The sequence below is a fragment of the Paenibacillus ilasis genome (genome assembly GCF_043195395.1).
Classification (GTDB): Bacteria; Bacillota; Bacilli; order Paenibacillales; family Paenibacillaceae; genus Paenibacillus_AQ; species Paenibacillus_AQ lautus.
Genome location: NZ_JBHDJG010000004.1, coordinates 219,040 through 243,838, shown reverse-complemented (window position 1 = coordinate 243,838; position 24,799 = coordinate 219,040). Strand labels below are relative to the sequence as shown.

At 50.0% G+C, this 24,799-nt stretch carries 25 protein-coding genes; 10 read left to right on the top strand and 15 right to left on the bottom strand.

From position 1 onward, the window contains the following. The first annotated feature begins 162 nt into the window (after positions 1 to 162). The 5 genes from ACETK5_RS28560 to ACETK5_RS28540 all read left to right on the top strand — a co-directional run bounded on the left by ACETK5_RS28560 (position 163) and on the right by ACETK5_RS28540 (position 4,590). A complete protein-coding gene (locus ACETK5_RS28560; protein WP_100541171.1) occupies positions 163 to 1,035 on the top strand; it encodes an ABC transporter ATP-binding protein in 873 nt (290 codons plus the stop codon). After that, on the top strand, positions 959 to 1,936 hold the full coding sequence (locus ACETK5_RS28555; protein WP_326118596.1) for an iron-hydroxamate ABC transporter substrate-binding protein: 978 nt from the start codon (positions 959 to 961) through the stop codon (positions 1,934 to 1,936). Before ACETK5_RS28560 ends, ACETK5_RS28555 begins: the two co-directional genes overlap by 77 nt. Before the next feature lie 69 nt (positions 1,937 to 2,005). After that, on the top strand, positions 2,006 to 3,016 hold the full coding sequence (locus ACETK5_RS28550) for a FecCD family ABC transporter permease (protein ID WP_394059287.1): 1,011 nt from the start codon (positions 2,006 to 2,008) through the stop codon (positions 3,014 to 3,016). Next, on the top strand, positions 3,013 to 4,023 hold the full coding sequence (locus ACETK5_RS28545; protein WP_326111161.1) for a FecCD family ABC transporter permease: 1,011 nt from the start codon (positions 3,013 to 3,015) through the stop codon (positions 4,021 to 4,023). The genes ACETK5_RS28550 and ACETK5_RS28545 overlap by 4 nt, the downstream gene beginning before the upstream one ends. 162 nt (positions 4,024 to 4,185) lie before the next feature. Then, positions 4,186 to 4,590: a hypothetical protein gene (locus ACETK5_RS28540; protein WP_100541175.1), complete on the top strand. Its 405-nt coding sequence runs from the start codon at positions 4,186 to 4,188 to the stop codon at positions 4,588 to 4,590. 76 nt (positions 4,591 to 4,666) lie between these two features. Here the strand turns inward: ACETK5_RS28540 and ACETK5_RS28535 are convergent, their stop codons facing one another. Beyond that, positions 4,667 to 6,217, bottom strand: coding sequence for a BCCT family transporter (locus ACETK5_RS28535; protein ID WP_100541176.1), 1,551 nt, complete (start codon positions 6,215 to 6,217; stop codon positions 4,667 to 4,669). Positions 6,218 to 6,345: 128 nt separating this feature from the next. Beyond that, positions 6,346 to 6,687 (bottom strand): winged helix-turn-helix transcriptional regulator, encoded by a 342-nt coding sequence (locus tag ACETK5_RS28530; protein ID WP_100541177.1) that lies wholly within the window; start codon positions 6,685 to 6,687, stop codon positions 6,346 to 6,348. Positions 6,688 to 6,813: 126 nt separating this feature from the next. Here ACETK5_RS28530 and ACETK5_RS28525 point away from each other — a divergent pair, with 126 nt between their 5' ends. After that, positions 6,814 to 7,218 carry a YybH family protein gene (locus ACETK5_RS28525; protein WP_100541178.1) on the top strand — a complete coding sequence of 135 codons (405 nt, stop codon included), beginning with the start codon at positions 6,814 to 6,816 and terminating at the stop codon, positions 7,216 to 7,218. A gap of 86 nt (positions 7,219 to 7,304) precedes the next feature. Here the strand turns inward: ACETK5_RS28525 and ACETK5_RS28520 are convergent, their stop codons facing one another. The 5 genes from ACETK5_RS28520 to ACETK5_RS28500 form a co-directional block, all read right to left on the bottom strand. Continuing rightward, positions 7,305 to 8,282 carry a ring-cleaving dioxygenase gene (locus tag ACETK5_RS28520; protein WP_100541179.1) on the bottom strand — a complete coding sequence of 326 codons (978 nt, stop codon included), beginning with the start codon at positions 8,280 to 8,282 and terminating at the stop codon, positions 7,305 to 7,307. 228 nt (positions 8,283 to 8,510) lie between these two features. Then, positions 8,511 to 9,029, bottom strand: a complete 519-nt coding sequence (def, locus tag ACETK5_RS28515) for a peptide deformylase (RefSeq protein ID WP_100541180.1) — start codon at positions 9,027 to 9,029, stop codon at positions 8,511 to 8,513. Positions 9,030 to 9,033: 4 nt separating this feature from the next. After that, positions 9,034 to 9,276 carry a helix-turn-helix domain-containing protein gene (locus ACETK5_RS28510; protein ID WP_071220536.1) on the bottom strand — a complete coding sequence of 81 codons (243 nt, stop codon included), beginning with the start codon at positions 9,274 to 9,276 and terminating at the stop codon, positions 9,034 to 9,036. A 134-nt stretch (positions 9,277 to 9,410) separates the two neighbouring features. After that, entirely contained in the window at positions 9,411 to 10,364 is a 954-nt protein-coding gene (locus tag ACETK5_RS28505; protein ID WP_100541181.1) for a DMT family transporter, read from the bottom strand. A gap of 263 nt (positions 10,365 to 10,627) precedes the next feature. Further along, the gene (locus ACETK5_RS28500; RefSeq protein ID WP_394059282.1) at positions 10,628 to 12,139 is read right to left on the bottom strand and encodes a copper amine oxidase N-terminal domain-containing protein; all 1,512 of its coding nucleotides are present in this window, start codon (positions 12,137 to 12,139) and stop codon (positions 10,628 to 10,630) included. 259 nt (positions 12,140 to 12,398) lie between these two features. Here ACETK5_RS28500 and ACETK5_RS28495 point away from each other — a divergent pair, with 259 nt between their 5' ends. The 4 genes from ACETK5_RS28495 to ACETK5_RS28480 all read left to right on the top strand — a co-directional run bounded on the left by ACETK5_RS28495 (position 12,399) and on the right by ACETK5_RS28480 (position 16,889). Beyond that, positions 12,399 to 13,088, top strand: coding sequence for a response regulator transcription factor (locus tag ACETK5_RS28495; RefSeq protein WP_100541364.1), 690 nt, complete (start codon positions 12,399 to 12,401; stop codon positions 13,086 to 13,088). Then, positions 13,085 to 14,089, top strand: coding sequence for a sensor histidine kinase (locus ACETK5_RS28490; protein ID WP_100541183.1), 1,005 nt, complete (start codon positions 13,085 to 13,087; stop codon positions 14,087 to 14,089). The genes ACETK5_RS28495 and ACETK5_RS28490 overlap by 4 nt, the downstream gene beginning before the upstream one ends. 99 nt (positions 14,090 to 14,188) lie before the next feature. After that, complete coding sequence (locus ACETK5_RS28485) at positions 14,189 to 14,950, top strand: ABC transporter ATP-binding protein (protein WP_100541184.1); 762 nt, start codon at positions 14,189 to 14,191, stop codon at positions 14,948 to 14,950. Then, positions 14,940 to 16,889 (top strand): FtsX-like permease family protein, encoded by a 1,950-nt coding sequence (locus tag ACETK5_RS28480; protein WP_100541185.1) that lies wholly within the window; start codon positions 14,940 to 14,942, stop codon positions 16,887 to 16,889. The genes ACETK5_RS28485 and ACETK5_RS28480 overlap by 11 nt, the downstream gene beginning before the upstream one ends. Positions 16,890 to 16,968: 79 nt before the next feature. Here the strand turns inward: ACETK5_RS28480 and ACETK5_RS28475 are convergent, their stop codons facing one another. The 8 genes from ACETK5_RS28475 to ACETK5_RS28440 all read right to left on the bottom strand — a co-directional run bounded on the left by ACETK5_RS28475 (position 16,969) and on the right by ACETK5_RS28440 (position 24,735). Then, positions 16,969 to 17,454, bottom strand: a complete 486-nt coding sequence (locus ACETK5_RS28475; protein ID WP_100541186.1) for a DinB family protein — start codon at positions 17,452 to 17,454, stop codon at positions 16,969 to 16,971. Between the two features lie 138 nt (positions 17,455 to 17,592). Further along, complete coding sequence (locus ACETK5_RS28470; RefSeq protein WP_243390994.1) at positions 17,593 to 17,991, bottom strand: hypothetical protein; 399 nt, start codon at positions 17,989 to 17,991, stop codon at positions 17,593 to 17,595. A 119-nt stretch (positions 17,992 to 18,110) separates the two neighbouring features. After that, positions 18,111 to 19,343: an MFS transporter gene (locus tag ACETK5_RS28465; RefSeq protein WP_100541188.1), complete on the bottom strand. Its 1,233-nt coding sequence runs from the start codon at positions 19,341 to 19,343 to the stop codon at positions 18,111 to 18,113. Further along, a complete protein-coding gene (locus tag ACETK5_RS28460; RefSeq protein WP_100541189.1) occupies positions 19,336 to 19,764 on the bottom strand; it encodes a MarR family winged helix-turn-helix transcriptional regulator in 429 nt (142 codons plus the stop codon). The genes ACETK5_RS28465 and ACETK5_RS28460 overlap by 8 nt, the downstream gene beginning before the upstream one ends. 274 nt (positions 19,765 to 20,038) lie before the next feature. Beyond that, positions 20,039 to 21,373 carry a D-arabinono-1,4-lactone oxidase gene (locus ACETK5_RS28455; protein ID WP_100541190.1) on the bottom strand — a complete coding sequence of 445 codons (1,335 nt, stop codon included), beginning with the start codon at positions 21,371 to 21,373 and terminating at the stop codon, positions 20,039 to 20,041. After that, positions 21,370 to 22,557, bottom strand: coding sequence for an amino acid deaminase/aldolase (locus tag ACETK5_RS28450; RefSeq protein WP_100541191.1), 1,188 nt, complete (start codon positions 22,555 to 22,557; stop codon positions 21,370 to 21,372). The genes ACETK5_RS28455 and ACETK5_RS28450 overlap by 4 nt, the downstream gene beginning before the upstream one ends. A 156-nt stretch (positions 22,558 to 22,713) precedes the next feature. Beyond that, complete coding sequence (locus ACETK5_RS28445; protein WP_100541192.1) at positions 22,714 to 23,328, bottom strand: FMN-dependent NADH-azoreductase; 615 nt, start codon at positions 23,326 to 23,328, stop codon at positions 22,714 to 22,716. A 42-nt stretch (positions 23,329 to 23,370) separates the two neighbouring features. Further along, complete coding sequence (locus tag ACETK5_RS28440) at positions 23,371 to 24,735, bottom strand: MFS transporter (RefSeq protein ID WP_100541193.1); 1,365 nt, start codon at positions 24,733 to 24,735, stop codon at positions 23,371 to 23,373. Positions 24,736 to 24,799: the final 64 nt, after the last annotated feature.

Sequence of the window (24,799 nt, the reverse complement as noted above, 5' to 3'; positions counted from 1 at the left end):
CACCCAGCCAATCTATATATGGATATAATTCGGTTGAAACATGAATATTATTTAAAATTTCCATTAAGATATTTATTGACAATGACGCGGCCCCCCATTATATTTATGGATGAAATTGAGAATCATTATCGTTTGATAGCTAACTACTCTGGAGGTGAAATGATGATTCGCCTAAGTACAGATCGAATAAGCGTCGGTTACGGCGAGAATCTGATTTTGAATCGTCTTAACGTAGATATTCCCGATAAAAGAATCACAACCATTATTGGGCCTAACGGCTGCGGCAAATCCACTCTTTTGAAGGCTGTTACCCGCATTATTCCTTACCAGTCCGGCGCTGCCATTCTCGATGGAGAAGAAATCGCCAAGATGAACACCAAGCTGCTGGCGAAAAAGCTGGCCATTCTGCCCCAGACTCCGGAAGGACCGGGCGGATTGACGGTTGGCGAGCTTGTCTCCTATGGCCGATATCCTCATCAGCGTGGTTTTGGCCGCTTGACCAAGCAGGATATGGAAGTAATTGACTGGGCGCTGGAGGTTACCGGAACCCAGGATTACAAATATCGTTCGGTGGATGCTCTGTCCGGTGGGCAAAGACAGCGGGTATGGATTGCGATGGCACTGGCTCAGGAGACCGAAATGATCTTCCTTGACGAACCGACCACGTATCTGGACATGGCGCATCAGCTTGAGATCCTGGAACTGCTGGAGAGGCTTAACATCGAGCAGGAGCGTACCATTGTTATGGTTCTGCATGATTTAAACCAAGCCGCCAGATTCGCGGATTACATTATCGCGATGAAGGATGGAGATATCATTCAGGCCGGAGATCCGGAAGCCGTCATCTCACATGACGTATTAAAGAAAGTATTCCATATCGATGCCGAGATCGGCCGCGATCCGCGCACGGCAAAACCGATCTGTATCACATACAATCTTTTAAAAGGGGAAAAAGAGGATGTACTCAAAACACAGCAAAACGACACCTACGAAGAAACTACTCATCCCATTTATAGCGCTGCTGCTCATTCTTAGTGCTTGCAGCAGCAAGCCTGCGGAGACAAGCAGCAACCATACAGGTACGGCCGAAACACCTAAAACGGAACAAAGCGAAGCCCCATCCGGGACCATTACATACGAGTCCGAGAACGGACCCGTTGAGGTGCCTGCCAATCCGCAGCGCGTCATTGTGTTGTCCTCCTACGTAGGCGACCTGCTTGCACTCGGCGTCAACATGGTGGGCGTGGATTCCTGGTCCAAGGCCAATCCCGCATTTGCGGACAAAATCAAGGATGCCGAAGAAGTAACGGATGAAAGCCTGGAAAAAATCATCGAACTGGATCCCGACCTCATCATCGGCCTGTCCAATATCAAGAACGTGGATAAGCTGAAAGAGATTGCCCCAACCGTTACCTTCACCTACGGTAAAGTTGATTATCTGAAGCAGCATCTTGAAATCGGCAAGCTGGTGAACAAAGAAAAAGAAGCCCAAGCCTGGATCGACGATTTCAAGCAGCGGGCGCAAAAAGCCGGCGATGAAATTCGCGCGAAGATCGGCGAAGACGCAACCGTGTCCGTGATCGAGAGTTTTGATAAGCAGCTTTATGTATACGGCGATAACTGGGGGCGCGGTACAGAAATCCTGTATCAGGAAATGAAGCTGAAAATGCCGGAAAAAGTGAAAGAAATGGCATTGAAGGACGGCTATTATGCCCTTTCTGCGGAAGTGCTGCCGGAATATGCCGGCGACTATGTCATTCTCAGCAAATTTGCCGATGCCGATACGTCTTTCCAGCAAACCGAGACGTATAAGCAAATCCCGGCGGTGAAGAATGGCCGCGTGTTCGAAGCAGACGGAAACCGTATTTATTTTAATGATGCAACCACGCTGGAGTACCAGCTTGAGTTCATTACGGAACACTTTTTGGGCAACTAGGACATAGGCTGCCATTACTCCGATTTATTTAGATTGAATACTCCAACTTTAAGATGAAAAGATGATTCCATGACAATGCCTACGAAACGGTCCATTCCTTTTTCCGTCAAATTGATTGCGGGCATCATCGTATTTATGGGCATGTTTGTCGTTGCGATGCTGTTCGGCGCAGCTGAAACCAGCATCCAGGATGTATGGTTTGCCCTTACCACCTCGATGGAGGGCGAGAAATTATCCGTTCTTCGCGAAATTCGCCTGCCCCGCGAGGTTGCCGCCATTCTGGTCGGAGCCGCGCTCGCGGTCTCCGGTGCTATCATGCAGGGCATTACTCGTAATCCGCTGGCGGATCCCAGCCTGCTCGGCCTTACCAGCGGGGCAAATGCAGCGCTGGCCTTCACACTGGCTTTTCTGCCGGCTGCCAATTATTTTGGCATGATGGTGGCCTGCTTCATCGGAGCAGCGGTCGGTGCTGTGATGGTCTTCGGCATCGGAGCCATGCGAAAAGGCGGCTTCTCTCCCTTGCAGATGGTGCTGGCTGGTTCAGCTGTATCCGCATTCCTGTACGCCATCGCCGAAGGAATCGGCATTTATTTTAAAATATCCAAGGATGTGTCCATGTGGACAGCAGGCGGTGTGATCGGCACATCATGGGGGCAGCTGCAGACGATATTCCCGTTTATTCTTATTGGAATTATGATTGCCATCGTGTTATCAAGACAGCTGACCATCCTTAGCCTGAGCGAAGAAGTTGCCGCCGGTTTGGGACAGAACATTGCTGCTATCAAAGGCATCCTGTTTGTCGTGATTGTCCTCCTGGCAGGAACCTCTGTGGCCTTGGTGGGGAATTTGGCCTTCCTCGGCCTGATGATTCCCCATATCGTCCGCGGTATCGTCGGAACCGACTACCGCCATGTCATTCCGATGTCCGCCATGGTGGGCGCCATCTTCATGCTGTTTGCCGACACGGTCGGACGAACGCTGCATGCTCCTTACGAAACGCCCGTAGCCGCTCTGATCGCCATCATGGGATTGCCCTTCTTCCTGTTTATCGTACGCAAAGGAGGCCGGGGACTGTCATGATTCATCCGTCGTTATTAAGAAAACAGCGTATTACGTTTCTGGTCTTGTTGATCCTTACAGTGGTGACTATCCTCGTTGGTCTGGGTCTCGGTTATTCGTCCGTAAGTTATGATCGGATTATTCCAACCCTGCTGGGCCAAGGCAGCTTCAAAGAGAAATTCATTATCTTCGATGTGCGCCTGCCACGCATGCTCATTACTTTGCTGGCCGGAATGGCGCTCGCCTTATCAGGTGCCATTCTACAGAGCATTACCCGAAATGATCTCGCGGATCCAGGCATTATCGGAATAAACTCGGGGGCCGGGGTCGGCGTGGCCGTATTTTTCCTGTTCTTCCCGATCGAAGCCGGCTCCTTTATCTACATGCTGCCCTTGGCGGCATTTATCGGGGCTGTGCTAACGGCCGTGGGCATCTACCTGTTCTCTTTCCGGAAAGGCGAAGGCCTGCAGCCCGTTAAATTGGTGCTTACCGGTGTCGGGTTCTCCATGGCACTCTCGGGCGTCATGATTGTGCTCACGTCGTCTGCTGAGCGGACCAAGGTCGATTTTATCGCCAAGTGGCTGGCGGGCGGGATATGGGGCACCGATTGGCCCTTCATTGTGGCTCTGCTGCCCTGGCTGATCATCCTGGTCCCGTTCACCCTGTACAAAGCGCAGCGCATGAATCTGCTGGGGTTAAGCGATCCTGTAGGCATCGGTGTCGGCGTCTCGATTGAGAAGGAACGCATTGTGCTGCTTCTGGCCGCCGTCGCGCTTGCAGCATCCGCGGTGTCGGTTACGGGCGGCATTACGTTTATCGGACTCATGGGCCCTCATATTGCCAAAGCGCTGGTTGGCCCGCGGAATCAGATGTACATTCCGATTGCTATATTGATCGGGGGCTGGCTGCTGCTGCTCGCAGATACGATCGGACGCAACATCGTGGATCCCGACGGTATCGCAGCAGGCATTATGGTTGCTATCATCGGCGCGCCGTATTTTGTGTATTTGCTGCTTAAGAAAAAATAATGGTTATTCTCTTTTCAACTGAACGCTTAAAGCCCTCATTGCACTCTTTCAGGTGTAATAAGGGCTTTTTTTTATATACAGTGAATGGCTTCATCTCATACATAGAGTTCATAAATAAGGTAATATAAGGATAATTAACTCGGTAAGCAAAAGGGAGGTACTATGGCAAAATCAAAGGAAGTGATCGATTCAGCTGCAAAGCGATGGATGTTAACATTTCCTCTATGGATCATCGTGACGATCAGTTTACTATGCATATTCTGGATATTCGGCCTCTTGATCGACCTCGGGCTGCCTCGACAGAATGCAGGCTGGATCAACATCGCCATCGTAGGAACGTACCTCATAGGTTACCTTGCCGGCGAGTTGTATGTCGATCTGGATCGAACAGATGTAGTTGGAGAGCAAGCCTACACCCCCGGTGACGACATAAAGTCCGGATCCTTAAAGAAACGAATCCTCCATCCCTCGGGCTATCCTCATGGGATGCCTATTACCTGCATATGTCCTTCCTGTTCTTGTATTGGTTTGGCTATGGTTGCCGTCTTGTCCGAGCTTATCTCCTAAAAAAATAAAAGGGCACCACATGGATGCCCTCTATGTCGCGCAGGTAATAAAAAAACGTTCCGCCTCGCCCTTATCTTCACTTCCTGTCCCGGTTGGCCGCTTCCTCCAGACGGCGGAACCGTTTTAGATCGGCCTTCCGAATCGGAATCGGCTCGCGTCTCAGCAGCTTCACCACGGCAATGATCAACAACAGCAGCAGCACCGTGAATGGCAAGGCCGCGATCAACGAAGCCGTCTGCAATGCCTCCAGTCCGCCTGCAAACAGCAGGACGCCGGCAATGGCTGCCATGAGCGTGCCCCACACGATTTTTGCCATTTGAGGAGGGTTCAGGCTGCCGTAGGTGGTCATGCTGGATAAGATGTAGGTTGCTGAGTCGGCCGATGTCACCAAGAACGTCAGAATGAGTATAATCGCCAGCACGTTCATGACGGATGAAAACGGCAATTGGTTGAACAATTGGAACAGTGCCGACGTGACATCCGCATTAACGGCTGCCGCAATCCCGGTGTTCTCATGAAGATCAAACCAGATGGCGGTCCCGCCAAACACAGCGATCCACAGACAAGCAATGACCGGCGGCACGACCATCACGCCCACAATGAATTCGCGAACCGTTCTTCCCCTGGATACCCTCGCCACGAAAGCTCCTACATACGGCGACCAAGCAATCGCCCAAGCCCAGTAAAAGATCGTCCATTCCCGTACCCATGTGCCTTCGGCGTAGGGTTGAAGCCGCAGGCTGTACGATACGAAGTTCGTAATGTAGTCGCCCAGTGCCAATGTAAAGGTCTCCAGAATAAAAACGGAGGGGCCACTAACAAACACAAACAATAAAAAAATGAGCGCCATCGCGAGGTTCAGGTTGCTTAAGTATTTAATCCCTTTATCCAGCCCCGTTGTCGACGAGATCATATAAGCAACGAAAATAAGCCCCAGCATCATTAACTGCAACCCGACACCGTTGTTCACCCCCATAATGGTGTTCAAACCACCGCTCATCTGCAGAACGCCAAGTCCTATGGAGGTCGCGATGCCCATGACAGTTGCAATCACCGCGAGGATATCAATCGTATTCTTCACACTACGCTTCGAGCCGGTGACAGGCTCAAGCGCTGTAGACACCAGCCCATCCTTCTGCTTACGGAACTGAAGAAACGCGATCACAAGTCCGACAAGGGCAAACACAGACCACTGACTAATGCCCCAATGAAAAAAGGAATAGCCCATAGCCACACGTGCCGCGTCCACACCTTGTGCTTCGACGCCGCCGAAGGGTGTCTTAAAAAAATGGCTCATAGGTTCAGCCACGCCCCAAAATACCAGCCCTACACCAAACCCCGCAGAGAACAGCATTCCGATCCAGGTGAAGAACGGATACTCGGGCTTCTCCTTATCTCCGCCAAGACGAATCGTGCCGTATTTACTGGCTGCCACCCAGATCAGAAAAATAATAATCACAAAGATCGAGAGCAGATAGAACCAGCCGAACGTATTCGTTGTGAACCTGTACAAATACCCTGCCACTTCACCGAAAGCTCCGGGCATAGCAGCCCCTAGAATAGCAAGAATGGCAATGATAACGGCCGAAACCGTAAACACAATGTTCTTGAATAAACTCCCTTTCATAATGCTCCACCTCAGGCTATTAAGTCATCCATTCCTATACAGTATTTGTATTTAAACCAGAATTGATGTACTTAATCGGTAAGTGTGTGCAGCATGGGGTAATTCTTGATCAAGGCTATCTTGAAGTACTATTCGTTATTTGGGACTTGTTGAGAATCAATATACAATTGGCCTAGATTGACCATTTGCTCAAGCACTGCTTTAAAATGGGTACCGAACTCCGTTATCGAGTACTCCACCTTGGGAGGTACCTCTTGATACACCGTCCGTTTTACGATGCCGCTCTCCTCTAACTCCCGCAATTGCACAGTAAGCACATGCCTTGATACTTCAGGTATTCTCCGATGCAGCTCACCAAAACGCAGGGTTTCCTGAAACAGTTCATACAGTACTCGGGGCTTCCACTTCCCACTAATCATGTGCAAGCCCACTTCAGCCGGGCACCCATACCTCTCATCCTGATATGGCATATGTATTGCTTAACCCCCTTGGTCATTGTCATAAATAGATGACTATGTCATAAAATTGTGCGTACTTATCACAGCTTTCATTTTCAGATAGGCTATTGCTATCATCATACAGAAAGAGGAGATTCAATGAAACCATCCATTCCCGCAATCCGAGTCTGGAAGCCCGAGGATATGAATGCTGCATTTGCTGACGCGTATAACTCAGGGGACATCGATCAGGTGTTGGCGTTGTATGAACCGGACAGTATTCATGTCCACAGCAATGGAAGCTTGGAGATCGGAATTCATTCCTTTCGTCATACTTTGGAGGAACTGCTGCATCTGAAGGGTACGATGATCTCCACCAATTTATACTGTATCCCGTTTGAAAATATCGCTATGATGCGTGCTCGGTTCACCCTGCAGACGACAGACCCGGATGGCCAACCGCTGGTGCTGCAAGGACATACCTCCGAGATCGTGAGACAGCAACCTGACGGAAGCTGGCTGTATATCGTGGATCATCCGTTTGGTTCGGATGAAGTGAAATGAATAGTAAGAGCCATTATTTCAGCGATACAAAAAAAGCAATCCGCCCTTGTCGTAAACAAGCGGATTGCTTCTTGAGATTCATTACATTATTCCTTCACGAATTCCTTCGTGCTGCGAACGGTATCGATTGGACGCACCATACGCTCGATCTGCTCGCGCTTTGGCTCCAGGAACGGAGGCAGGGACAACTTCTCGCCCAGCGTTTCATATGGCTCGTCACCCATAAAGCCCGGACCGTCGGTTGCGAACTCAAACAGAATTTGCGGTGCAACTCGCGCATACAGGGACTGGAAGAAATAGCGGTCTACAAAGCCTGACGTATGGAACTGGAAGTCGTCCAGACGCTTGATCCAATGTTCCAGCACCGAGCGATCCTCGACCCGGAAGGCCGCGTGGTGTACAGTGCCGAAGCCCTGCTGGGCTCTAGGAAGCACGGCGTTGTACTCGACAACCACCTGTGCGCCATTGCCCCCTTCACCCACCTCAAACAGATGAAGCGAACCTTCCTTGCCGATTTCAGTAAATTGGAGTACTTTCTCCATCATTTCCTTGAAATGATCGAAGTTGGACACCCGTACAAACACCGGGCCGAGTCCTGTAATCGCATGCTCCAGCGGAATTGGTCCCTTCTGCCAAGGAGTTCCTGAAGCCACACCCTCGTTGTTCTCATCGGAGATGAGCTGATACTGCTGATCGTCAAAATCCACAAAGGCGAGTGTCTTTTTGCCAAACAACTCTTGAATGCCTTGATGCTTCACATCCATCCGGTCAAATCGCTTGACCCAATATTCGAGCGCTGCATCGTTAGGGACACGAAACGAGGTTTTGTAAATCTCGTCTGTACCATGTCTGCCCTGCGGGATCCCCGGAAAATCGAAGAAGGTCATATCTGTGCCGGCACTGCCCTTGTCATCTGCAAAGAACAGGTGGTATGTCTGAATATCGTCCTGATTAACCGTCTTCTTCACGAGCCGCATTCCAAGCACATAGGTGAAAAACTCGTAGTTCTTCTCGGCACTGCTCGTAATGGCTGTTACGTGGTGAATTCCTTTTAATCCGTTCATGATTAAATTCCTCCGTCTCTTCTATTTAGAAAGTGTTTGCCCAACCTTCATGAATTATTATTTTGATTTAAAACATCTTTAATTTAAGATAATAATATCACGACAATTCTGTTCCGTCAACCTTCTAAATTTATGACCCCAGTATAGCCGTGCATGATATACAAAAACGGCCGGATATAAAAACAACCGGCCGTTCTATTTTTTCTCATAAGAGAGTCTACATGTCCGTTATGTCCCTGTATTGGATAACCCAATGACAGGAAACAGCTCGATACGTTGATGGGTCTCCTCATGATACAACCATCCATCCCGTACATGGTCCACAAACAATATGCCGTTCAGGTGATCAATCTCGTGCTGCATACATCTGGCCAGATAATCTTCGCCTTCCAGAATCACCGTCTCGCCTTGACGATTCCATGTCTTTACCTTAACCTTATTGGCTCTCTTCACATATCCATAATACCCTGGATAAGAGAGACAAGCTTCGGGGCCTATCTGTTCCCCGTCCATCTCTACGATTTCTGGATTAATCAGCTCGATCAATCCTTCTCCGCAGTCCATGACAATAAGTCTTCGTAATATACCGACTTGTGGTGCGGCAAGACCAGCGCGCCCTTCGCTGTCATACAGCGTCTCAGCCATATCATCCAGAATCTTCAATGCTCTGGCATTTACGGTATCGACTGGCCGGGCGATCTTTCGCAAGATCGGATCACCGAATGGCACAATAGCTTTTACCGTCATTTCCTTAAGCCCCCTTAGTTCTAGAAGGAGGTGTATGCACCCATAAGTCACCTGGAGTACACTCTAAGGTTGTGCAAAGGGCATCTAACGTCTCTGCCTTCATCTGCCTGGGCTGGTTCGTCAGCAAGGCACTAATGGAAGCAGCTGACAGGCTGTAATTCGCCTTTTCTTTCATCAGCCGCGCCAAAGCCGCTCCCGACCATATCCCTCTCTCCGCCATCACATTACGTAGCATCCATTCGAGCAAAGGGTCCCCCTCCCGTTCCATTCAAATATTAGCTCACACCTTATTTTATTAGGTACTGCCTAATATCTCAAGCCTATTTTTTAGGGGTCTAACGAAAGTAGTTCTCTACAAATCTTGATGACCCTTCGGGACACTTAAGCAGGTTTGGATTCGTTCCGTTCGAGCGATTTCCGCCTAGCGCTCTTGGCTCTCCCTGCAAGGCTGGTTCCGATCACGCCGATAATGACGAGCGCTGCCCCGATGACATGATAATAAGCCAGCTCTTCATTCAAGAAGGCGACACCTCCAAAGATCGTGACCACGGTGGCCAGATTGTTAAAGATGCCCATCCGGGATGCCTCCATCTGGGACAATGCGTAATTTGACAGTAGCGATGTTCCAAGGGAGGACAACACGCCAAGATACAGAACGGCCCATACGAAGGACGGATGCAAAAACGGATCAAAATAATGTACGATCGTCCCCTGCGCAGCATGTTGAGCGGCCGACATCAGGTTAAACAGCACGAATCCGATCAGTGACATGATGAACGTAATATCCAGTACCGACTGCTTCTGCGTCAACTTGCGGGCCATCACGCTGTATATCGCGTTGGAAAGCGCCGACAGCAGAATTAATACAATCCCGAGCGTACTTGATGTCTCGAAGGAAACGCCCTTCAGCACGAATATAGAGATGATCCCTGTCACTGACAACACGGTAAACAGCTTTTGTGCCCAGCTGGAGCGTTCCTTCAAAAACAGTGACGCCAAGAGCAACGTAAAGATCGGTACGGTAGCGTGTATGATCCCGGCCTCGGCCGAGGAGGTGTAAACCAAACCGAAGGTTTGCAGCGTAAAGAACAGGAACGGATAGAATATGGCCAGCGGCACGATGGTCAGCAGCCGTTTCAGATCCAGCTTGACCTTTCTACGGGCCATGAGGAGCGCAATCGATGCAACAATGAACGAAATGGTGAACCGGTGTGCCAGCGTATCCAGCGGGTTAGCAACGATCAGCGCCAACTTCACAAACATAAACGAAAAACCAATGATAGCCGTATATCCTAACGCAGCGGCATAGGCACGGCTTGTATGCGGTGTATTCATGATATGTGTTCTCCTTCATCTTCTCTTTTGCATGACAACCAGAAGGCTGATGCATTTGCTACTTATCTTACGGCAGGAAGAACTCCGTTACGATTTGAAATAATACCAATTGTACCGGTACAGTTAAATCCGATGAAGGAAGTATAATGACAAAAAGGCTGTTTCCATCATCCCAAGATGATAGGAAACAGCCCCCTACTTTAACTTGTATACGTTTCGTAACAGGCATACCTAGGCATGCCCGTTACCAATAACCATCATCATTAATCACGTTGAACCGAAATCCAGCCGTCGCCCTCCAGATGAAGCGTTGCACCGAGCGCTTCTGCCATAAACCGGAGCGGAACGTAGGTAGATCCATTGCTATGAACGAATGGAGCTTCCTGCAGCGTCACATTTTTACCGCCGACGCTGGCTGTTTTGGAGCCTACGGTCAATACGATTTCTTCCCCTGTCAGATCATTGATGACTGTAATTTTCTTCGAGCCTTTGACCCACTTTACTTCGGCATCCAACTGATCTGCCAGGTAACGAAGCGGAACGAAGCTCTGATTGTTCTTCTTGATGACACCATATCCATAATCATCGCTCGAGGGGCTGAGGAACATCATTTTTTGCGTAATCTTCAGGTCATCCTTCAACACGTTATAGATGATGGAATCCTTCTCGAAGTTCCGCAGCACTTGGCCTGGCGTCACCGTTCCGTTCAGGACGTCCAGCACGCCTTTGGACGTGTCTACCTGATTCGCTTTTACCGCACCGCCGATGTTCCATGCTTCACTCTCAGAATAAACCTTGAAGGACTTCAATGGCAGTTCCTCGGAAGCCGGAAGTGCAACGTTCAGCTCCAGCGCACTCTTGCGTGTGTTCAGCTGGTCATCGAAGAAATAGTCCAGTTTGAGGATGGTATCCTTGCCAAATACGGTTTCGGATCCCGGAAGCTCCTCCAATAACTGTTTCTTCTGTTCATCATAGTTCTCCGTGAATTCGATCAGTCCGCCATGCACGATATCGTAGAGCGACGCAACGACCTCTTCCTTGGATTCCTGCGGCAGGAGCTCTACGTCTTCGCCGTAGGCCTCGCCGATGCTGGTCATCATCGGATAAATGGCATCATAAGCATCGCCGATCACCTGCTTCAAACCGGCTTCGTCTTTAAGCAGACTTTCGGCGAAAGGTTTAACCATGTTCAAGATCTCTTCGCCCGTCAGCTCCATATGGAGATGCGTCAGGTTCAAGCTTTCCCCGTTCACCTTCTCCTGAGCGGACTTCACCGTGATTGTCGATGGATTCGGGAAATGCTTCAGCACAAGCCCTGCCGCCTTCTTCACGACATCTTGAATCGCCTGCTCATACTGACTGGTATCAGGCAGCCCGGGAACGGTCGTATCCATCGATAGATAGAACGGCTGCTTGGCGCCTTCCAATTGAATCGCCATTCCTTTGGAATCCATAGATATATGAAGTGGAATCTTCTTGTCCGAATATTGGACACTGCCCTGAATGGACACCGTTTTGCTATCCTGTACGATGGCATGATCCATATTCAGGGATAACGAATTGATGAGATCAATCGCTTCTTTATCTTCAGTCGATAGGGCCTTGTCTGATGGCACCACCTCGAATCGAATACTTGCCTTGGATTCACTGGATTTAACATCAAGACTTGTAAGCAGCGCCTTGTTGATATCCAGTCCCCCGACTGCCTGACATCCTGTCATGACAACCAGCACAGCTGCAACGAGTACAGTCAACCATTTGAACTTCTTATACATAACGATATTTTTCCCCTCCCAGGTCATAGGCTCATTTCTATTATGGGAAGGGAGGAAATGTTTGTAAATAGGTATTTAAGCCTCGTCCTATGCGCACAGCGGAAGGGTGCCCACTGATAGCACATATCGACATTTTGCTATACACTGGGAATGAAATGCTGATCCTAAAGTGCAAGTTCAACAGTCAACTTTTCAGCCGGGAAGGTTTGCAAAGTGGCTTTGAACAACCTGAACAACCTTATAAAGCGTGGTGAATCTCTTGTTTAAAATTATGTTAATCGAAGACGACGTGACCCTATTCCATGAAGTGCAGGAGCGCCTTGCGCAATGGTCGTATGACGTTTACGGCGTCCGCGATTTCAGCGCCGTACTTCAGGAATTTACAGCGGTTCAACCCGACCTGGTCATTATCGACATCCAGCTGCCGAAGTTTGACGGGTTCCATTGGTGCCGAATGATTCGCTCCCACTCGAACGTGCCGATTATCTTCTTGTCTTCCCGCGATCATCCGACCGATATGGTTATGTCCATGCAGCTTGGAGCCGATGATTTCATTCAGAAGCCGTTCCACTTTGATGTCCTGATTGCCAAGATCCAGGCCACGCTGCGCCGGGTATACAATTACAACACCGAACGGACCGAGCTAAGAACATGGCGTGGAGCCACCGTCGAATTCGGTAAAAATACGATTAGCAGCCCTCAGGGGACCGCTGAACTGACTAAGAATGAAATGTTCATTCTGAAAATCCTTATGGAGCGAAAGAATCAAATCGTCAGCCGGGAAGATCTGATCAAAAGCTTATGGGACAACGAGCATTTTGTCAGCGATAATACCTTAACGGTCAACGTCAATCGGCTGCGCAAGAAGCTGGAGCCCCTCGGTCTTGATCCTTACATCGAAACGAAGGTGGGACAAGGTTATATCGCCACGGAAGAGGCCCATGCATGATGATGGCCTACATCCGGGAAAGACTAAGCTGGATTCTGTTCTTCCTGTTTCTGAAGCTGCTGTTTCTGTTCATAGCCGCCGTGGACTCCCAGATCCCTTTTCTGTCCATCCTCTATATCGTTTTTTTGTCGACATTGTTCTTCATCGTGTTTCTGGTCGTCAGATACAACCGGGAAACCAAGTTCTACAAAAGCCTCCGGGCGTGGGATGACACCTACGATTTAGCCGCCATCAGCGAACCGGAGCGTCCCTTTGAAGCGATTGCCATGGATATTCTCTCCCTTCAGACCGAGCGCTTCAAGAAGGAATCCTCCACGCGTCTGACGGAGATGCAAGGGGAGAAGGACGAGCTGTTATCCTGGATTCACGAAGTGAAAACGCCGCTCACCACCATGCAGCTGATGATCGAACGCATGGAAGATGAGACGTTAAAAGCGCAGCTCCAGTATGAGTGGCTCCGCATCCATCTGCTGCTTGACCAGCAGCTGCACCAGAAGCGCATCCCCTTTATCCGGAATGATCTGTTGATCGAGGTAGCCGCGCTGGAGCCGATCATCTTCCAGGAAATACGTGCGCTCAAGTCCTGGTGCATGCAGAAGGGCATCGGATTTGACGTTTCCCTTGAGGTAACGGAAGTGCTCAGCGATGCGAAATGGCTGGGCTTTATCGTCCGCCAGCTGTTGACCAACGCGGTCAAATACAGCAACGCTTCGGACATCATCATCGAGAGCGATCTCAAGGATGATCATGTCAGGCTCACCATCCAGGATTCCGGACGCGGCATAGATCCGAAGGACATGCCCCGGATTTTCGACAAAGGCTTCACGTCAACCACCTCGCATCAGGACAGCGCCGCAACCGGCATGGGGCTCTATCTGACGCAAAAAGTAGCCGATGCCCTGCTGATTCGCATCCAGGTGGAATCGAAGCCGGGGATCGGCACCACCTTCACCTTGATCTTTCCGAAACGGAATGATGTCGTAAGCATTACCGGCATGTGACAACAATGTCACATGCTTTTGAGCTTTGTTCGGCGAATCGAAGGAAAAGGCCCCTCGACTCCTTTATGATAAGGACAGATAACAAAGGAGTGAGTGAAATTGGCAATTCTTGAAGCAAACCAAATTCATAAAAGCTACGGCAACAAATTCAATAAACAGGAAGTGCTGAAGGGCATCGACATCCGCGTGGACAAAGGCGAGTTCGTCAGCATCATGGGCGCTTCGGGCTCAGGGAAAACCACGCTGCTGAACGTGCTCTCCTCGATCGATAAAGTAAGCCTCGGCAGCATCAAAATTGAGGGTAAAGAGTTTACGGGCCTCAAGGAGAAGGAGCTGGCGGAGTTCCGGAAGCACCATCTGGGATTTATTTTTCAAGAGTACAATCTGCTGGATACACTAACTGTCAAGGAAAATGTACTGCTGCCGCTCTCCATTAAGAAGGTATCCAAAAAGGAAGCCGATCAGAAGTTCCAAAGAATCGCGACCGAGCTTGGCATCTATGAGCTCAAGGATAAATATCCCAACCAGATCTCGGGAGGACAGAAGCAGCGGACCTCCGCGGCCCGTGCATTCATCCATGATCCGAGCATTATTTTTGCGGATGAGCCGACGGGAGCGCTGGACTCGAAGTCTGCATCCGATCTGTTGAATAAGCTAAGCGAATTAAATCAGAAGATCGACTCCACGATCATCATGGTTACCCATGATCCCGTGGCCGCCAGCTATTGCACTAGGGTGGTCTTCATTAAGGACGGACAGATCTACACCCAGCTGAACAAGGGCGAGCAATCCCGGCAGGCCTTCTTCAATGACATCATCAAGACTCAAGGCGTGCTAGGCGGTGTTCAGCATGAACATTAATTATCTGATCTACCGGAATTTGAAGAAAAATATCAAGAATTATTATCTGTATGTATTTGCGCTCATCTTCAGCGTGGGTCTGTACTTCGCGTTTGTCACGCTGCAATATGATCCGGCGATGGATGAAGCGAAAGGCTCCGTTAAGGGGGCGGCTGCGCTCGGCGCCGCCTCCGTGCTGTTAGTAGTCATCGTGGCGATATTCCTGCTGTATGCCAACACGATTTTCATTAAGCGGCGCAGTAAAGAGATCGGACTGTTTCAGCTCATCGGACTGACCAAAGGCAAGATATTCCGAATCCTTAGTGCAGAGAACCTGATTCTGTATTTCGGCTCGATGGTCATCGGCATCTTTGCCGGCTTCGCGGCTTCACGGTTAATCTTGATGATTCTGTTCAAGGTCACCGGCGTTGATACCGAGGCGGCTCTATCCTTCTCCAGCGAGGCGATGATCCAAACCGTCATTGTGTTTGCCGTCATCTACGTGCTGATTATGATCATGAATTATACGTTCATCAAAAGACAGAGCATTCTGTCCCTCTTCCACGCGGTATCGACAACCGAGAACCAAATTAAGAAAATGTCCTTCGCCGAAATGTTGTTCGGATTGCTCGGCATCGGACTCATACTTCTCGGTTATTATGTGTCGACCAAGCTGTTCAGTGGTGATTTCACCACCATGAACGAGCTGTTCATGGCTATGATCCTAATCTTGGGATCGGTTATCATCGGGACTTATCTGTTCTATAAAGGGTCGGTCAGCTTTCTATTCAACGCCATCCGAAAGAGCAAGGGCGGTTATTTGTCCCTGAACGATGTGCTGTCCCTCTCCTCCATCATGTTCCGCATGAAATCGAATGCGCTGCTGCTGACCATCATTACGACCGTATCCGCACTCGCGATCGGACTACTGTCACTCAGCTATATTTCTTACTATTCTGCGGAGAAATCGGCCGAGCAAAGCGTACCCAACCATTTTGCGGTAGCGGACCAGAAGGATTTTTCTGCCTTTATCCAGGCACTTACGGATGAAGATATCGAATTTAAGAAGACCGAACGGGACGTAATCCAGGTAAATGCGGACCTATCCGACATTATCGGGGCCAGCCTGGAGATATCTGGGCAAGTGGATTCCAGTTCCATGATCATCCCGGTAATCAGTGATGCCAGCGTGAAGGGCAAGGATGTTTCCCCCGGAGAGACGCTGTTCACGGGATATAGTGACGCGATCCAGCAATTTATGGCGATTCAGACCACAGGAGAAATTGAACTTATAAGTCCTAAACAAAGCTTTAAGCAGAAGCTGATCGGCTTGGACAAGGAAGCCTACGTATCCTATTATTATGCAAGCGGCGGGCTTCCGACAGCGATTGTGGATCAGACCGTATTTGATAAGCTGGCTCAGGATTTGGATCCGAAGATCCAGAAGAAGACTAATGTCTATCTCGGCATTGATATTGTGGATCCAAACGCTGTAGATCAGGCCAATCAGATCTTTAAGAGCCTCGGCATTAGCGAGGAAACAGGGAACCTCTCTCAGACTGAAATGGCCTTCAACCAGAAAAGCAATATGGGCTTGATGATGTTCATCGTGGGATTCCTGGGACTTACCTTCCTGATTACTTCAGGATGCATCCTGTACTTTAAGCAGATGGATGAAGGTGAAGAGGAGAAGCCGAATTATACCATTCTCCGGAAACTGGGCTTTACTCAAGGAAACCTGCTGAAGGGGATTCAGATCAAGCAGCTGTTCAATTTCGGCATTCCGCTGATCGTCGGGTTGTCCCACAGTTACTTTGCCGTTAAATCCGGCTGGTTCTTCTTCGGAACCGAGCTGTGGCTGCCCATGGTCATGGTTATGCTGCTGTATACGGCGCTGTATTCCATATTCGGATTGTTATCGGTCATGTTCTATAAACGGGTAATTAAAGAAGCGTTGTAAGCGAGGTGCATGGTTGGGCCCAGAGATGATTCGGGTTCCATCCATGCATTTTTCGTGTGCAGGTGTAAAAAACCATAGATTACCATTCCAAAGCTTTACAGCTCTTCTGCAGCTTCCGGATATATACAATCTGACCGATATGATAGGCATTGTGTGTAGCAGCATTGCTCACGATCTCCCACCACTTGGCCGGCTCCGGAAACCCGTTCACTACCTGCTCCAGCTTGCTCTCTGTCAGCAGCTCCTGCCACTGTAATAAGACCGCTATCAACCGGTCTCTCAACTCTGTAAAGGTTGCGTTATCCGGAATGATAAAGCTTTGATGATTGTCTCCAATCGAGGGCACGGCATCGATCCGCGATTCGCGGTACCGGGACTGCCACGTTTCATTCCAATACAGCAGATGCTGTATGATCTCGACAATGCTGTGACTATCGTTGGCAGGTGTCCAAAACGCTTCATCCTCGGTCAGATGTTCCACGGATTGCTGGAATGGGATATGCCAGCTGGGATCATTCGCATTCGCTAACAGTTGATTCATTAGAACATCATTTGCATGCGCCATAGGTCATTCACTCCTTCATAGCCTTGTAACAAGCAGCATCACAAATCATGACTAATTTTACTATAGGTTGAAGCTCTGTGATTCGCAGAAAATGATTAAAATCATTCTTTCTGGGCTAGTCATGTCAGCAGAAGGAGTCTACCTTACATGGAACAAGTCCAAATAATACTGCGCCGTTGGCGTATCATTCTTGAAACGCAGCTCGATCTTCTCCCCGCTTCCCTTGCATAGGCCCACCGTAATCTCAAAATAGCTAGCCCCGTGCATCGCATCAACCGGACTTGCATGATGGTCATCCTCCGTCACCGTTGTCCGCTCGTTGATGGATAGAATCCGTTCGCAGCCAAAAGAAGGATAGGTCTCGTGCAATATATCCTGAAGTGCTGATCGGATAACCGGGTATAACTGCTGCAGCATGGCCTTCTCGAGCTGCTCCTCTCTAGGCTTTCCTTCTGGTTGTGCATGCGCTGGGCTTTCCGAGGCTGAGATGAGGAGGCCGCATAGAAGGAGCAGACAGAAGGTTAAACTTGACTTCACGTGCATTCACCTTTTTCGTTTTCTACTTAGGATTTCCTTCCTCATCTTATTTAGTCCACCTTGCCTATCTGTTCATGACTACACAAAAAAGACTGCCGCAAAGGCAGTCTTTCCTCCGTTTATATGGTTGATGATTGCACGACAGCATGCCCATCGTTTCCGTCTTTTTCTGTTTTCCCAACTAAGAAGTGATACAGTACAATACCCGCAGCGAGTAGGATCGCCATCGCGATGTACATGCCCCGGAAACCGACAAGCGGCGTCAGGAAGCCGAGAATAAAGGGACCGAACCCGATGCCTACATCTACGAAAATATAAAAGGTCGACGTCGCAAGTCCGATCCGGTGAGCCGGTGAACGCTTGATGGCTAGGGCCTGAGCGCTGGACTGCGTCGTACCGTAGCCCAGACCGACGAATACGGCCGAGAGCAGCAAGGTCGGACCATGATGGGCTTGACTGAGCAGCACCATGCCAATCGCGAACGAAAGAATCGCGGGGTACATCACCACGTTGGCCCCTCTCTGGTCAAACCACCGGCCCGTGAACGGTCTCGACAGAATGACCACAATGGCATAGACAATAAAGAAATAACTGGCTACTTGAGCCAAACTGATCTGCCCGGCAAAGATCATGAGGTACGTTAAAATGCTGGAATATCCGAAACCCATGACGAAGCTGACCAGCGAAATCGGCAGTGCTTTCGGTTCAATAAAGTTGGATAGCTTCAAGCCTTGCAGATCCTTCTTTTGTTCAGCGGTCAGCATCAGTTTCGGTATATTGATAAAGAATGCGGACAGCAAAGAGAGAACACCCAGTACCGCGCACAGCGTGAAGTTAGCCGTCATCGAAGCATGTTCGTTAATCATCAGGCCAATAAAAGGGCCTATGGCCGATGCGATAATGATACTCACCCCATAATACCCCGTGCCTTCCCCCCTTCTGGAGTTCGGTATCAGGCTGGCGGCAATCGTGCCTGTAGCCGTTGAAGCGAGTGCAAAGGCCATACCGTGGAAGAACCGGACAATGAGCAGCACGCTCAAGCTGTTTACGATGAAATATAACCCGATAAGAACGCTGAAGGCGATCAGACCGGTAAAGAGAAGTTTTTTGCGCCCGACCCTCTCAATGATGCTGCCCCCGATCAACCGTCCAATCAATGCGCCCACGACAAAAATGCTGGAAGCCAGGCCAGCCATTCCTGTTGATGCATGAAACTCATTTTTCGCATACGAGGACATAATCACCACTAATAAATAAAAACATAAAAAGAGCAGGAAGTTGACGCCAAACACAATCAAAAAATCCTTGCTCCACAATCGTTCTCGCGAGTCTGCTTGCTCCAAGTTAATCACCTTTTCTAATAATGTTGTCTCTGACCGTCTCCATCACACGGATAACCGTGGCCTGATCCTCCGTAGAGACGCCTTCCATAATCTCCTGTTCATATTGGTCGAACACCTTGCGGACTTGCTGGACAACGCCAACTCCCGTCTTGGATAACTGAATGCGCTTCTCCCGTTTATCACGCACCGGAATTTGCTCCACATAGTCGAGTTTGATCAGCGCGTTCACGGTTCTGGTAACCGTGGGCTTCTCCACGTACAGCATTTTGGATAGCTCCACCAAAGTCATCGACTGGTAAACATCCAGATAGTACATAATGGACCACTGGGCATAATACAGGTTATAGTCTTCAAGCTTACGGTTCAGCTCATTGACGAAAGGGCGATACAGCGTAAAGTATTTATGGAAAAAATGTCTGTGGGCGTCCATACGAGACCTCCGTTCAAAATGGTTACCTTCGGTAACTATTTATTGATTATAAAGAAGATCTTTTGCCTTGTCCATCCCAATTGATTTCCAATTACAAGTGCTAGCTGCTTGCGAATCAGCATAACGACGCTTATTCTCCCTGTTTCAGAAGTGATCTATTCGCTTCTTGCCGCCTTTCGGGAGCGAACATCGAACAACAAAAAAATCGCCCTTGGGCGATGGAAAACAAGCCAGCCATCTAAGGACGATTTTATGCAAGTGGATTGATAAGGTTCTAGCCAATATCACTGACCGAATCGGAGACAGTCCCCGACACATCGAACAGCCTGCCCATATAATCACTCAGCAGAATACCATCCGGGTCCAGCTCTTCCCGAACCGCACGGAATGCTTCCCACATCGGATACAGCTCCCTCAGGTGGGCAGCCTCAAGATGATGCATTTTTCCCCAATGCGGCCGGCCGCCATACCGGAGAAAGATGCGCTCCATCGCATGGAAGTAGTCTTCATACGGCATGCCTTTGTACATATGAATCGCAATGTAGGCGGAATCCCGGCCATAAGCGGGGCTTAACCAAATATCATCGCTCTTGGCATAGCGGCATTCCACAGGAAAATGCACGTGAAACTTGCCACGCGACAGTTCTGTACGCATGTCTTCAATAACCGCATTCATCGACTCTGCCGGAATGTTATACTCCATCTCGTTGAAACGGACGAGCCGCTGGGTCGCAAACAAACGATGGCTGTAATTCACTTTACGCCCGAGCGGAACCTGTGACGCCGAGAAACGGCTGACATACGGGCTTACCTTCGGTACCATCCGGCAAAGCTCCGAGATTAGACCGAAAAGGGTATTCTCCACCAACACTTCACTGATATAATCCCTGACCCGATGTTCCGTCACTTCTTGATCCGTCTTATTCATCAGCTTGATCTGGCACGGCTCCGCATAAGGGAACCAATAAAACTCGAAATGACGGTTCTCCTCCGCTAATCGAGCCTGCTGTTTCAAACACTCGTCGAAGGTTACTCTCCGGCTTTCATATTCGATTTTGTAAGCCGGCTCCAGCCTCAACGTCACTTGCACGATAATGCCGAGTGACCCAAGGGAAACCTGCAGCGCCTTGAACTTATCGGGGTGCGACTCCCTACTGCACTCCAGCACCTCGCCTGTACCGGTCACCACCATAAGTCCGACAACCTGCGTTGATATATTCCCGAATTCCCGGCCCGTACCGTGCGTCCCCGTACTAATAGCCCCCGCAATGGATTGCACATCAATATCGCCGAGATTCTCCTGTGCCAGCCCATGCTGGAACAGCAGCTCGCCGAGCAGCTTCAGCTTCGTCCCCGCCCACACGGTGGCTGTTCCGGCTTCAGCGTCGACATGGACCAGTCCCTGCATGGCGTCCAGGGAGACCAGGCAGTCTTCGGATGCAGCAATGGGAGTAAAAGAATGTCCTGAGCCGGCCACTCGCAGCCGCCTGCCCTCCTGCCGGCACATCTGGACCATTTTCACGACTTCCGGAATGGATGCAGGATACAGCACCGTTCTTGGATTGGTTCGTACCGACCCTGACCAATTGGACCATTGGACCTGCTTCATAGAAAACACTCCCCCATTCCACGGTAGGTGGCATATTCACCCACGATACGACCTTGCGACACCGCATACAGCAGCTTGAATCGTTCGCACAGTTCCCCGGCCTTCGCATGACGGAAGAACACCGGATCTCCCAGGCCGAGCTTCACATGGGCAGGCAAGCGCAGCGGCGTTTGCACCTCACCGGCGCCCTCCAGCGAGAACAGCTCCAGTCCTTCAGGCAAATAAGGCTTCGCCAGCTTATCCTTATCCGCTGTTCCCGATGCTGTGTATCCCCCGCCCATACAGGTCACGATCCCTGCCTTCGGTATGCGTACCACCTCTATGGCATAAGCTGCTGCCGGCTTATAACGGAATGACGCGTAATGGTCGAACAACCCCGGCGCATAGAAGCCCGATCCGGCCGTAATCTCGGTTACCCACGCTTCCTTCCGGGAGCTGTCCAAACTTCCGGTTCCCCCTGCATTGACGAAACGGAGCCGGATTCCCATGGCGTTAAGCCGCTCCACAACTTCCTGCCTCCGCTTGGCAACCTCGACGATGGACCGGCTCTTCAGCCACCGGACCATCGTATTCTTTACATATTTTCCGGCGGCATGATCACCCACGCCCGCTACCTGAGCCTCGTAACCCATGATGCCGTCCAGACGAAGCCAAGGGGAGCGGATAATCCGTTCTACAATGGGATACATGCTCTCCCACGAATCGACGGGCGATCGCCATACACCGAAGTGGAGGCCGGGATAATGAACCGACATATCCAGATCGATGCATAGCGGAGTAACGGTTCTCTGTTGTTTGGCGAACTGTTCGATGTGCTCAACATGCTCCACACTGTCCACCATGAAGGTAATCGAGCGGCCTTCGCTGACCAGATCCACGATGGATCGAATGGCTGCCGGCTGCCACTGCGGATAGCCAAGCAGCAAATCATCGAAGCCCTGCCCTGACAGAAATACGGCTTCCGCTGCGGTATAACACATAATCCCTTGAAACATGGAATCCGAATTCAGGATACGATGCAGCACGTCCACGGAGCGGATCGATTTGCTGGCCAGCCGTACCTTCTTGCCCCCAGCAGCCTGCGCAATCGCCCGTACATTGTCATCCAGCATGTCCAGATCCACCAAGGCGAACGGCCTCGGGATTTCCGCGAATATCTTTTTATAATACTCGTATGTCGACATCCCTCTATCAACACCTTCCCGTTTCCCCTCACGCCTATGCCACATGATATTCTCGAAGGTTGCGGATTATCCTTCTGCGTACAACCATCCATACAAATAAAAAAGAGCCCAGCCGGTGGTTGGCTGAACTCCCCTTCTAATCTACTGCACCCTGTCTCAAAATCCTTGAGCTGCTTCTGCAGCTTGCCGCAGTCCCTGCTCGATAATCTCCTCACTCCGGTCGCGGAATTGATTATGCCCTTCAATCACAAGGGTCGTCACATTCGTGATGCCGAATACATTCAGGTGATTCTTAACGAAGCTTACCGCCATCTCGGATGTGTCTCCTTCCGCATATACGCCGCCTCTAGCATTCAACAATGCCGCCTTTTTATCGGATAAGAGCCCCACCAAGCCTTGTTCCGTATACTTGAAGGTTTTGCGCGGATGGTGCATGTAGTCCAAGTACGAATGCAGAACGGCGGGAACGGTCAGATTCCATAGCGGAAATGCAAACACGACCTTGTCTGCGGCTATGAACTGCTCCAGATGTTTTGTGACAATATCACTCATCGCCTTTTCTTCGGGTGTAAGGTCCATTCCCATAGCAGACTTGAAATTCCCGTTTATCATCACATCATCCAAGTACGGGATATGCTCTTTATACAGATCCACTTCAATTACCGTATCCTTCGGATGGGCCGCCTGATAGCTCTCCAGGAATGCGTCGTATAGTCTCCCCGTTACGGACCCTTGGCGGTTATTGGCTTTGATAAATAAGGTCGTTGTCATGTAAATCTCCTCCATAATGTATGATAATGTTGCATGAAATGCTTAATTTGGACTTTCCAATCCAATCCCCTTGGACTCTCTTTGACCGAACTGAACATAATAGAACAGCATGATGGCTATCAGCAGCACAGCCAAAGCGAGGTATATGTTGCTATAGAGATTCCCTTCCGTGTAGAGATGGACGGGATTCCAGTGGATGCCGGACTTGATATCCAGCATCTTGCCGTACACGACTGAGGCCATGCCTGCCGATATAAAATTCAGCATCTGCATCAGTCCCATCCCGACTCCCGCTTGTTCCTTGTGCAGGCTGAGCGAAACGGAATTGGATAACGCAATCATCGCAAACGTCTGCCCCACATGTCCGAAGATTAGGAAGATCGCGATCAGAACAGGCGATATGCCAATGAAGGAAGACAGCAGCGCAAAGCATGCCAGCAATAATCCGACGGCCACAAGGAAGAGATACGTGTCCCCCCTCCCGTCCGCAAGTCTTCCGCCTGCCTTACCCAGCAAGGCTGATGCGATTGCAGCCGGTACCATGACAAATCCGATCCACCCCGGTGAAAGCCCCTGCACCTCCGACAATAACAACGGACTTAGAAAATGCAGAGAGAACCCGATGCCACTGACGATAAACATCACGATTAAGCGGATGGTATAGCTTTTGTTCCGGAATAAGCCTGGATCTACAAACGGTGCGGCAGCCGTGCGAATGCGTATGATCAACAGCCCTATAGCCAGCACCCCAAGAAGAGGCTGCCACCAGGATCCGTTCGTGACGCCAAGCAGGAGAAAGGTGACCGCCGCCGCTAACAATCCGCCTCCTAACCAATCGAATGGGCCGGAGGACTGAAGTTCTTCTTCCTTCAAATATTTCCGATATAAAGGAATCGTAATTAAGATCAGCAGCGGAATACTGAATAACCAGCGCCAGTCCGCAATACTGGCTACAAGCGAAGACACAATGGGACCCAGCGCACTGCCGATGGACAATCCCACGAATGCCGTAGCCATAGCCGAGCCCCTTCGCTCGGGTGCAATGTAGCGTACCGGAATTAACATCGCCGTTGCCGGAATCGCCGCAGCTCCAACGGCCTGCAGACTTCTGCTGACCAACACCATCCAGAACACCTGCGAGAACAGGCCGACCAGCGATCCGACCGCGAACAAGAGCAGACCGATCGTAATCAGATTTCGAAGTTGAATCCGCTCCGTGAGCTTCCCATAGAGGACCGTTCCAACACCATAGATCAAGGAGTATGAAGAACTGACCCAGCTGACTTGAGCTGTCGTCAGGCCGAATTCCTCCCGCATGTCCGGGAGCACGAAGTTAAACATCAATCCGCTCATGGCGGACAGACATAATGTGAACATCACGACGCGCATTAATCTCTGTGTTTCCATCTCCTGAACCACCTCTCATTACCTTGTTATGAATTCGATAGGCAACCATATTGACTGTCAGTAC

What these genes read in the sequence shown, in the direction of transcription:
- ACETK5_RS28560 (WP_100541171.1), top strand. Translation starts at nt 163, where the DNA reads ATGATTCGCCTAAGTACAGATCGAATAAGCGTCGGTTACGGCGAGAAT.
- ACETK5_RS28555 (WP_326118596.1), top strand. Translation starts at nt 959, where the DNA reads ATGTACTCAAAACACAGCAAAACGACACCTACGAAGAAACTACTCATC.
- ACETK5_RS28550 (WP_394059287.1), top strand. Translation starts at nt 2,006, where the DNA reads ATGACAATGCCTACGAAACGGTCCATTCCTTTTTCCGTCAAATTGATT.
- ACETK5_RS28545 (WP_326111161.1), top strand. Translation starts at nt 3,013, where the DNA reads ATGATTCATCCGTCGTTATTAAGAAAACAGCGTATTACGTTTCTGGTC.
- ACETK5_RS28540 (WP_100541175.1), top strand. Translation starts at nt 4,186, where the DNA reads ATGGCAAAATCAAAGGAAGTGATCGATTCAGCTGCAAAGCGATGGATG.
- ACETK5_RS28535 (WP_100541176.1), bottom strand. Translation starts at nt 6,217, where the DNA reads ATGAAAGGGAGTTTATTCAAGAACATTGTGTTTACGGTTTCGGCCGTT.
- ACETK5_RS28530 (WP_100541177.1), bottom strand. Translation starts at nt 6,687, where the DNA reads ATGCCATATCAGGATGAGAGGTATGGGTGCCCGGCTGAAGTGGGCTTG.
- ACETK5_RS28525 (WP_100541178.1), top strand. Translation starts at nt 6,814, where the DNA reads ATGAAACCATCCATTCCCGCAATCCGAGTCTGGAAGCCCGAGGATATG.
- ACETK5_RS28520 (WP_100541179.1), bottom strand. Translation starts at nt 8,282, where the DNA reads ATGAACGGATTAAAAGGAATTCACCACGTAACAGCCATTACGAGCAGT.
- def (WP_100541180.1), bottom strand. Translation starts at nt 9,029, where the DNA reads ATGACGGTAAAAGCTATTGTGCCATTCGGTGATCCGATCTTGCGAAAG.
- ACETK5_RS28505 (WP_100541181.1), bottom strand. Translation starts at nt 10,364, where the DNA reads ATGAATACACCGCATACAAGCCGTGCCTATGCCGCTGCGTTAGGATAT.
- ACETK5_RS28500 (WP_394059282.1), bottom strand. Translation starts at nt 12,139, where the DNA reads ATGTATAAGAAGTTCAAATGGTTGACTGTACTCGTTGCAGCTGTGCTG.
- ACETK5_RS28490 (WP_100541183.1), top strand. Translation starts at nt 13,085, where the DNA reads ATGATGATGGCCTACATCCGGGAAAGACTAAGCTGGATTCTGTTCTTC.
- ACETK5_RS28480 (WP_100541185.1), top strand. Translation starts at nt 14,940, where the DNA reads ATGAACATTAATTATCTGATCTACCGGAATTTGAAGAAAAATATCAAG.
- ACETK5_RS28475 (WP_100541186.1), bottom strand. Translation starts at nt 17,454, where the DNA reads ATGGCGCATGCAAATGATGTTCTAATGAATCAACTGTTAGCGAATGCG.
- ACETK5_RS28460 (WP_100541189.1), bottom strand. Translation starts at nt 19,764, where the DNA reads ATGGACGCCCACAGACATTTTTTCCATAAATACTTTACGCTGTATCGC.
- ACETK5_RS28455 (WP_100541190.1), bottom strand. Translation starts at nt 21,373, where the DNA reads ATGAAGCAGGTCCAATGGTCCAATTGGTCAGGGTCGGTACGAACCAAT.
- ACETK5_RS28450 (WP_100541191.1), bottom strand. Translation starts at nt 22,557, where the DNA reads ATGTCGACATACGAGTATTATAAAAAGATATTCGCGGAAATCCCGAGG.
- ACETK5_RS28445 (WP_100541192.1), bottom strand. Translation starts at nt 23,328, where the DNA reads ATGACAACGACCTTATTTATCAAAGCCAATAACCGCCAAGGGTCCGTA.
- ACETK5_RS28440 (WP_100541193.1), bottom strand. Translation starts at nt 24,735, where the DNA reads ATGGAAACACAGAGATTAATGCGCGTCGTGATGTTCACATTATGTCTG.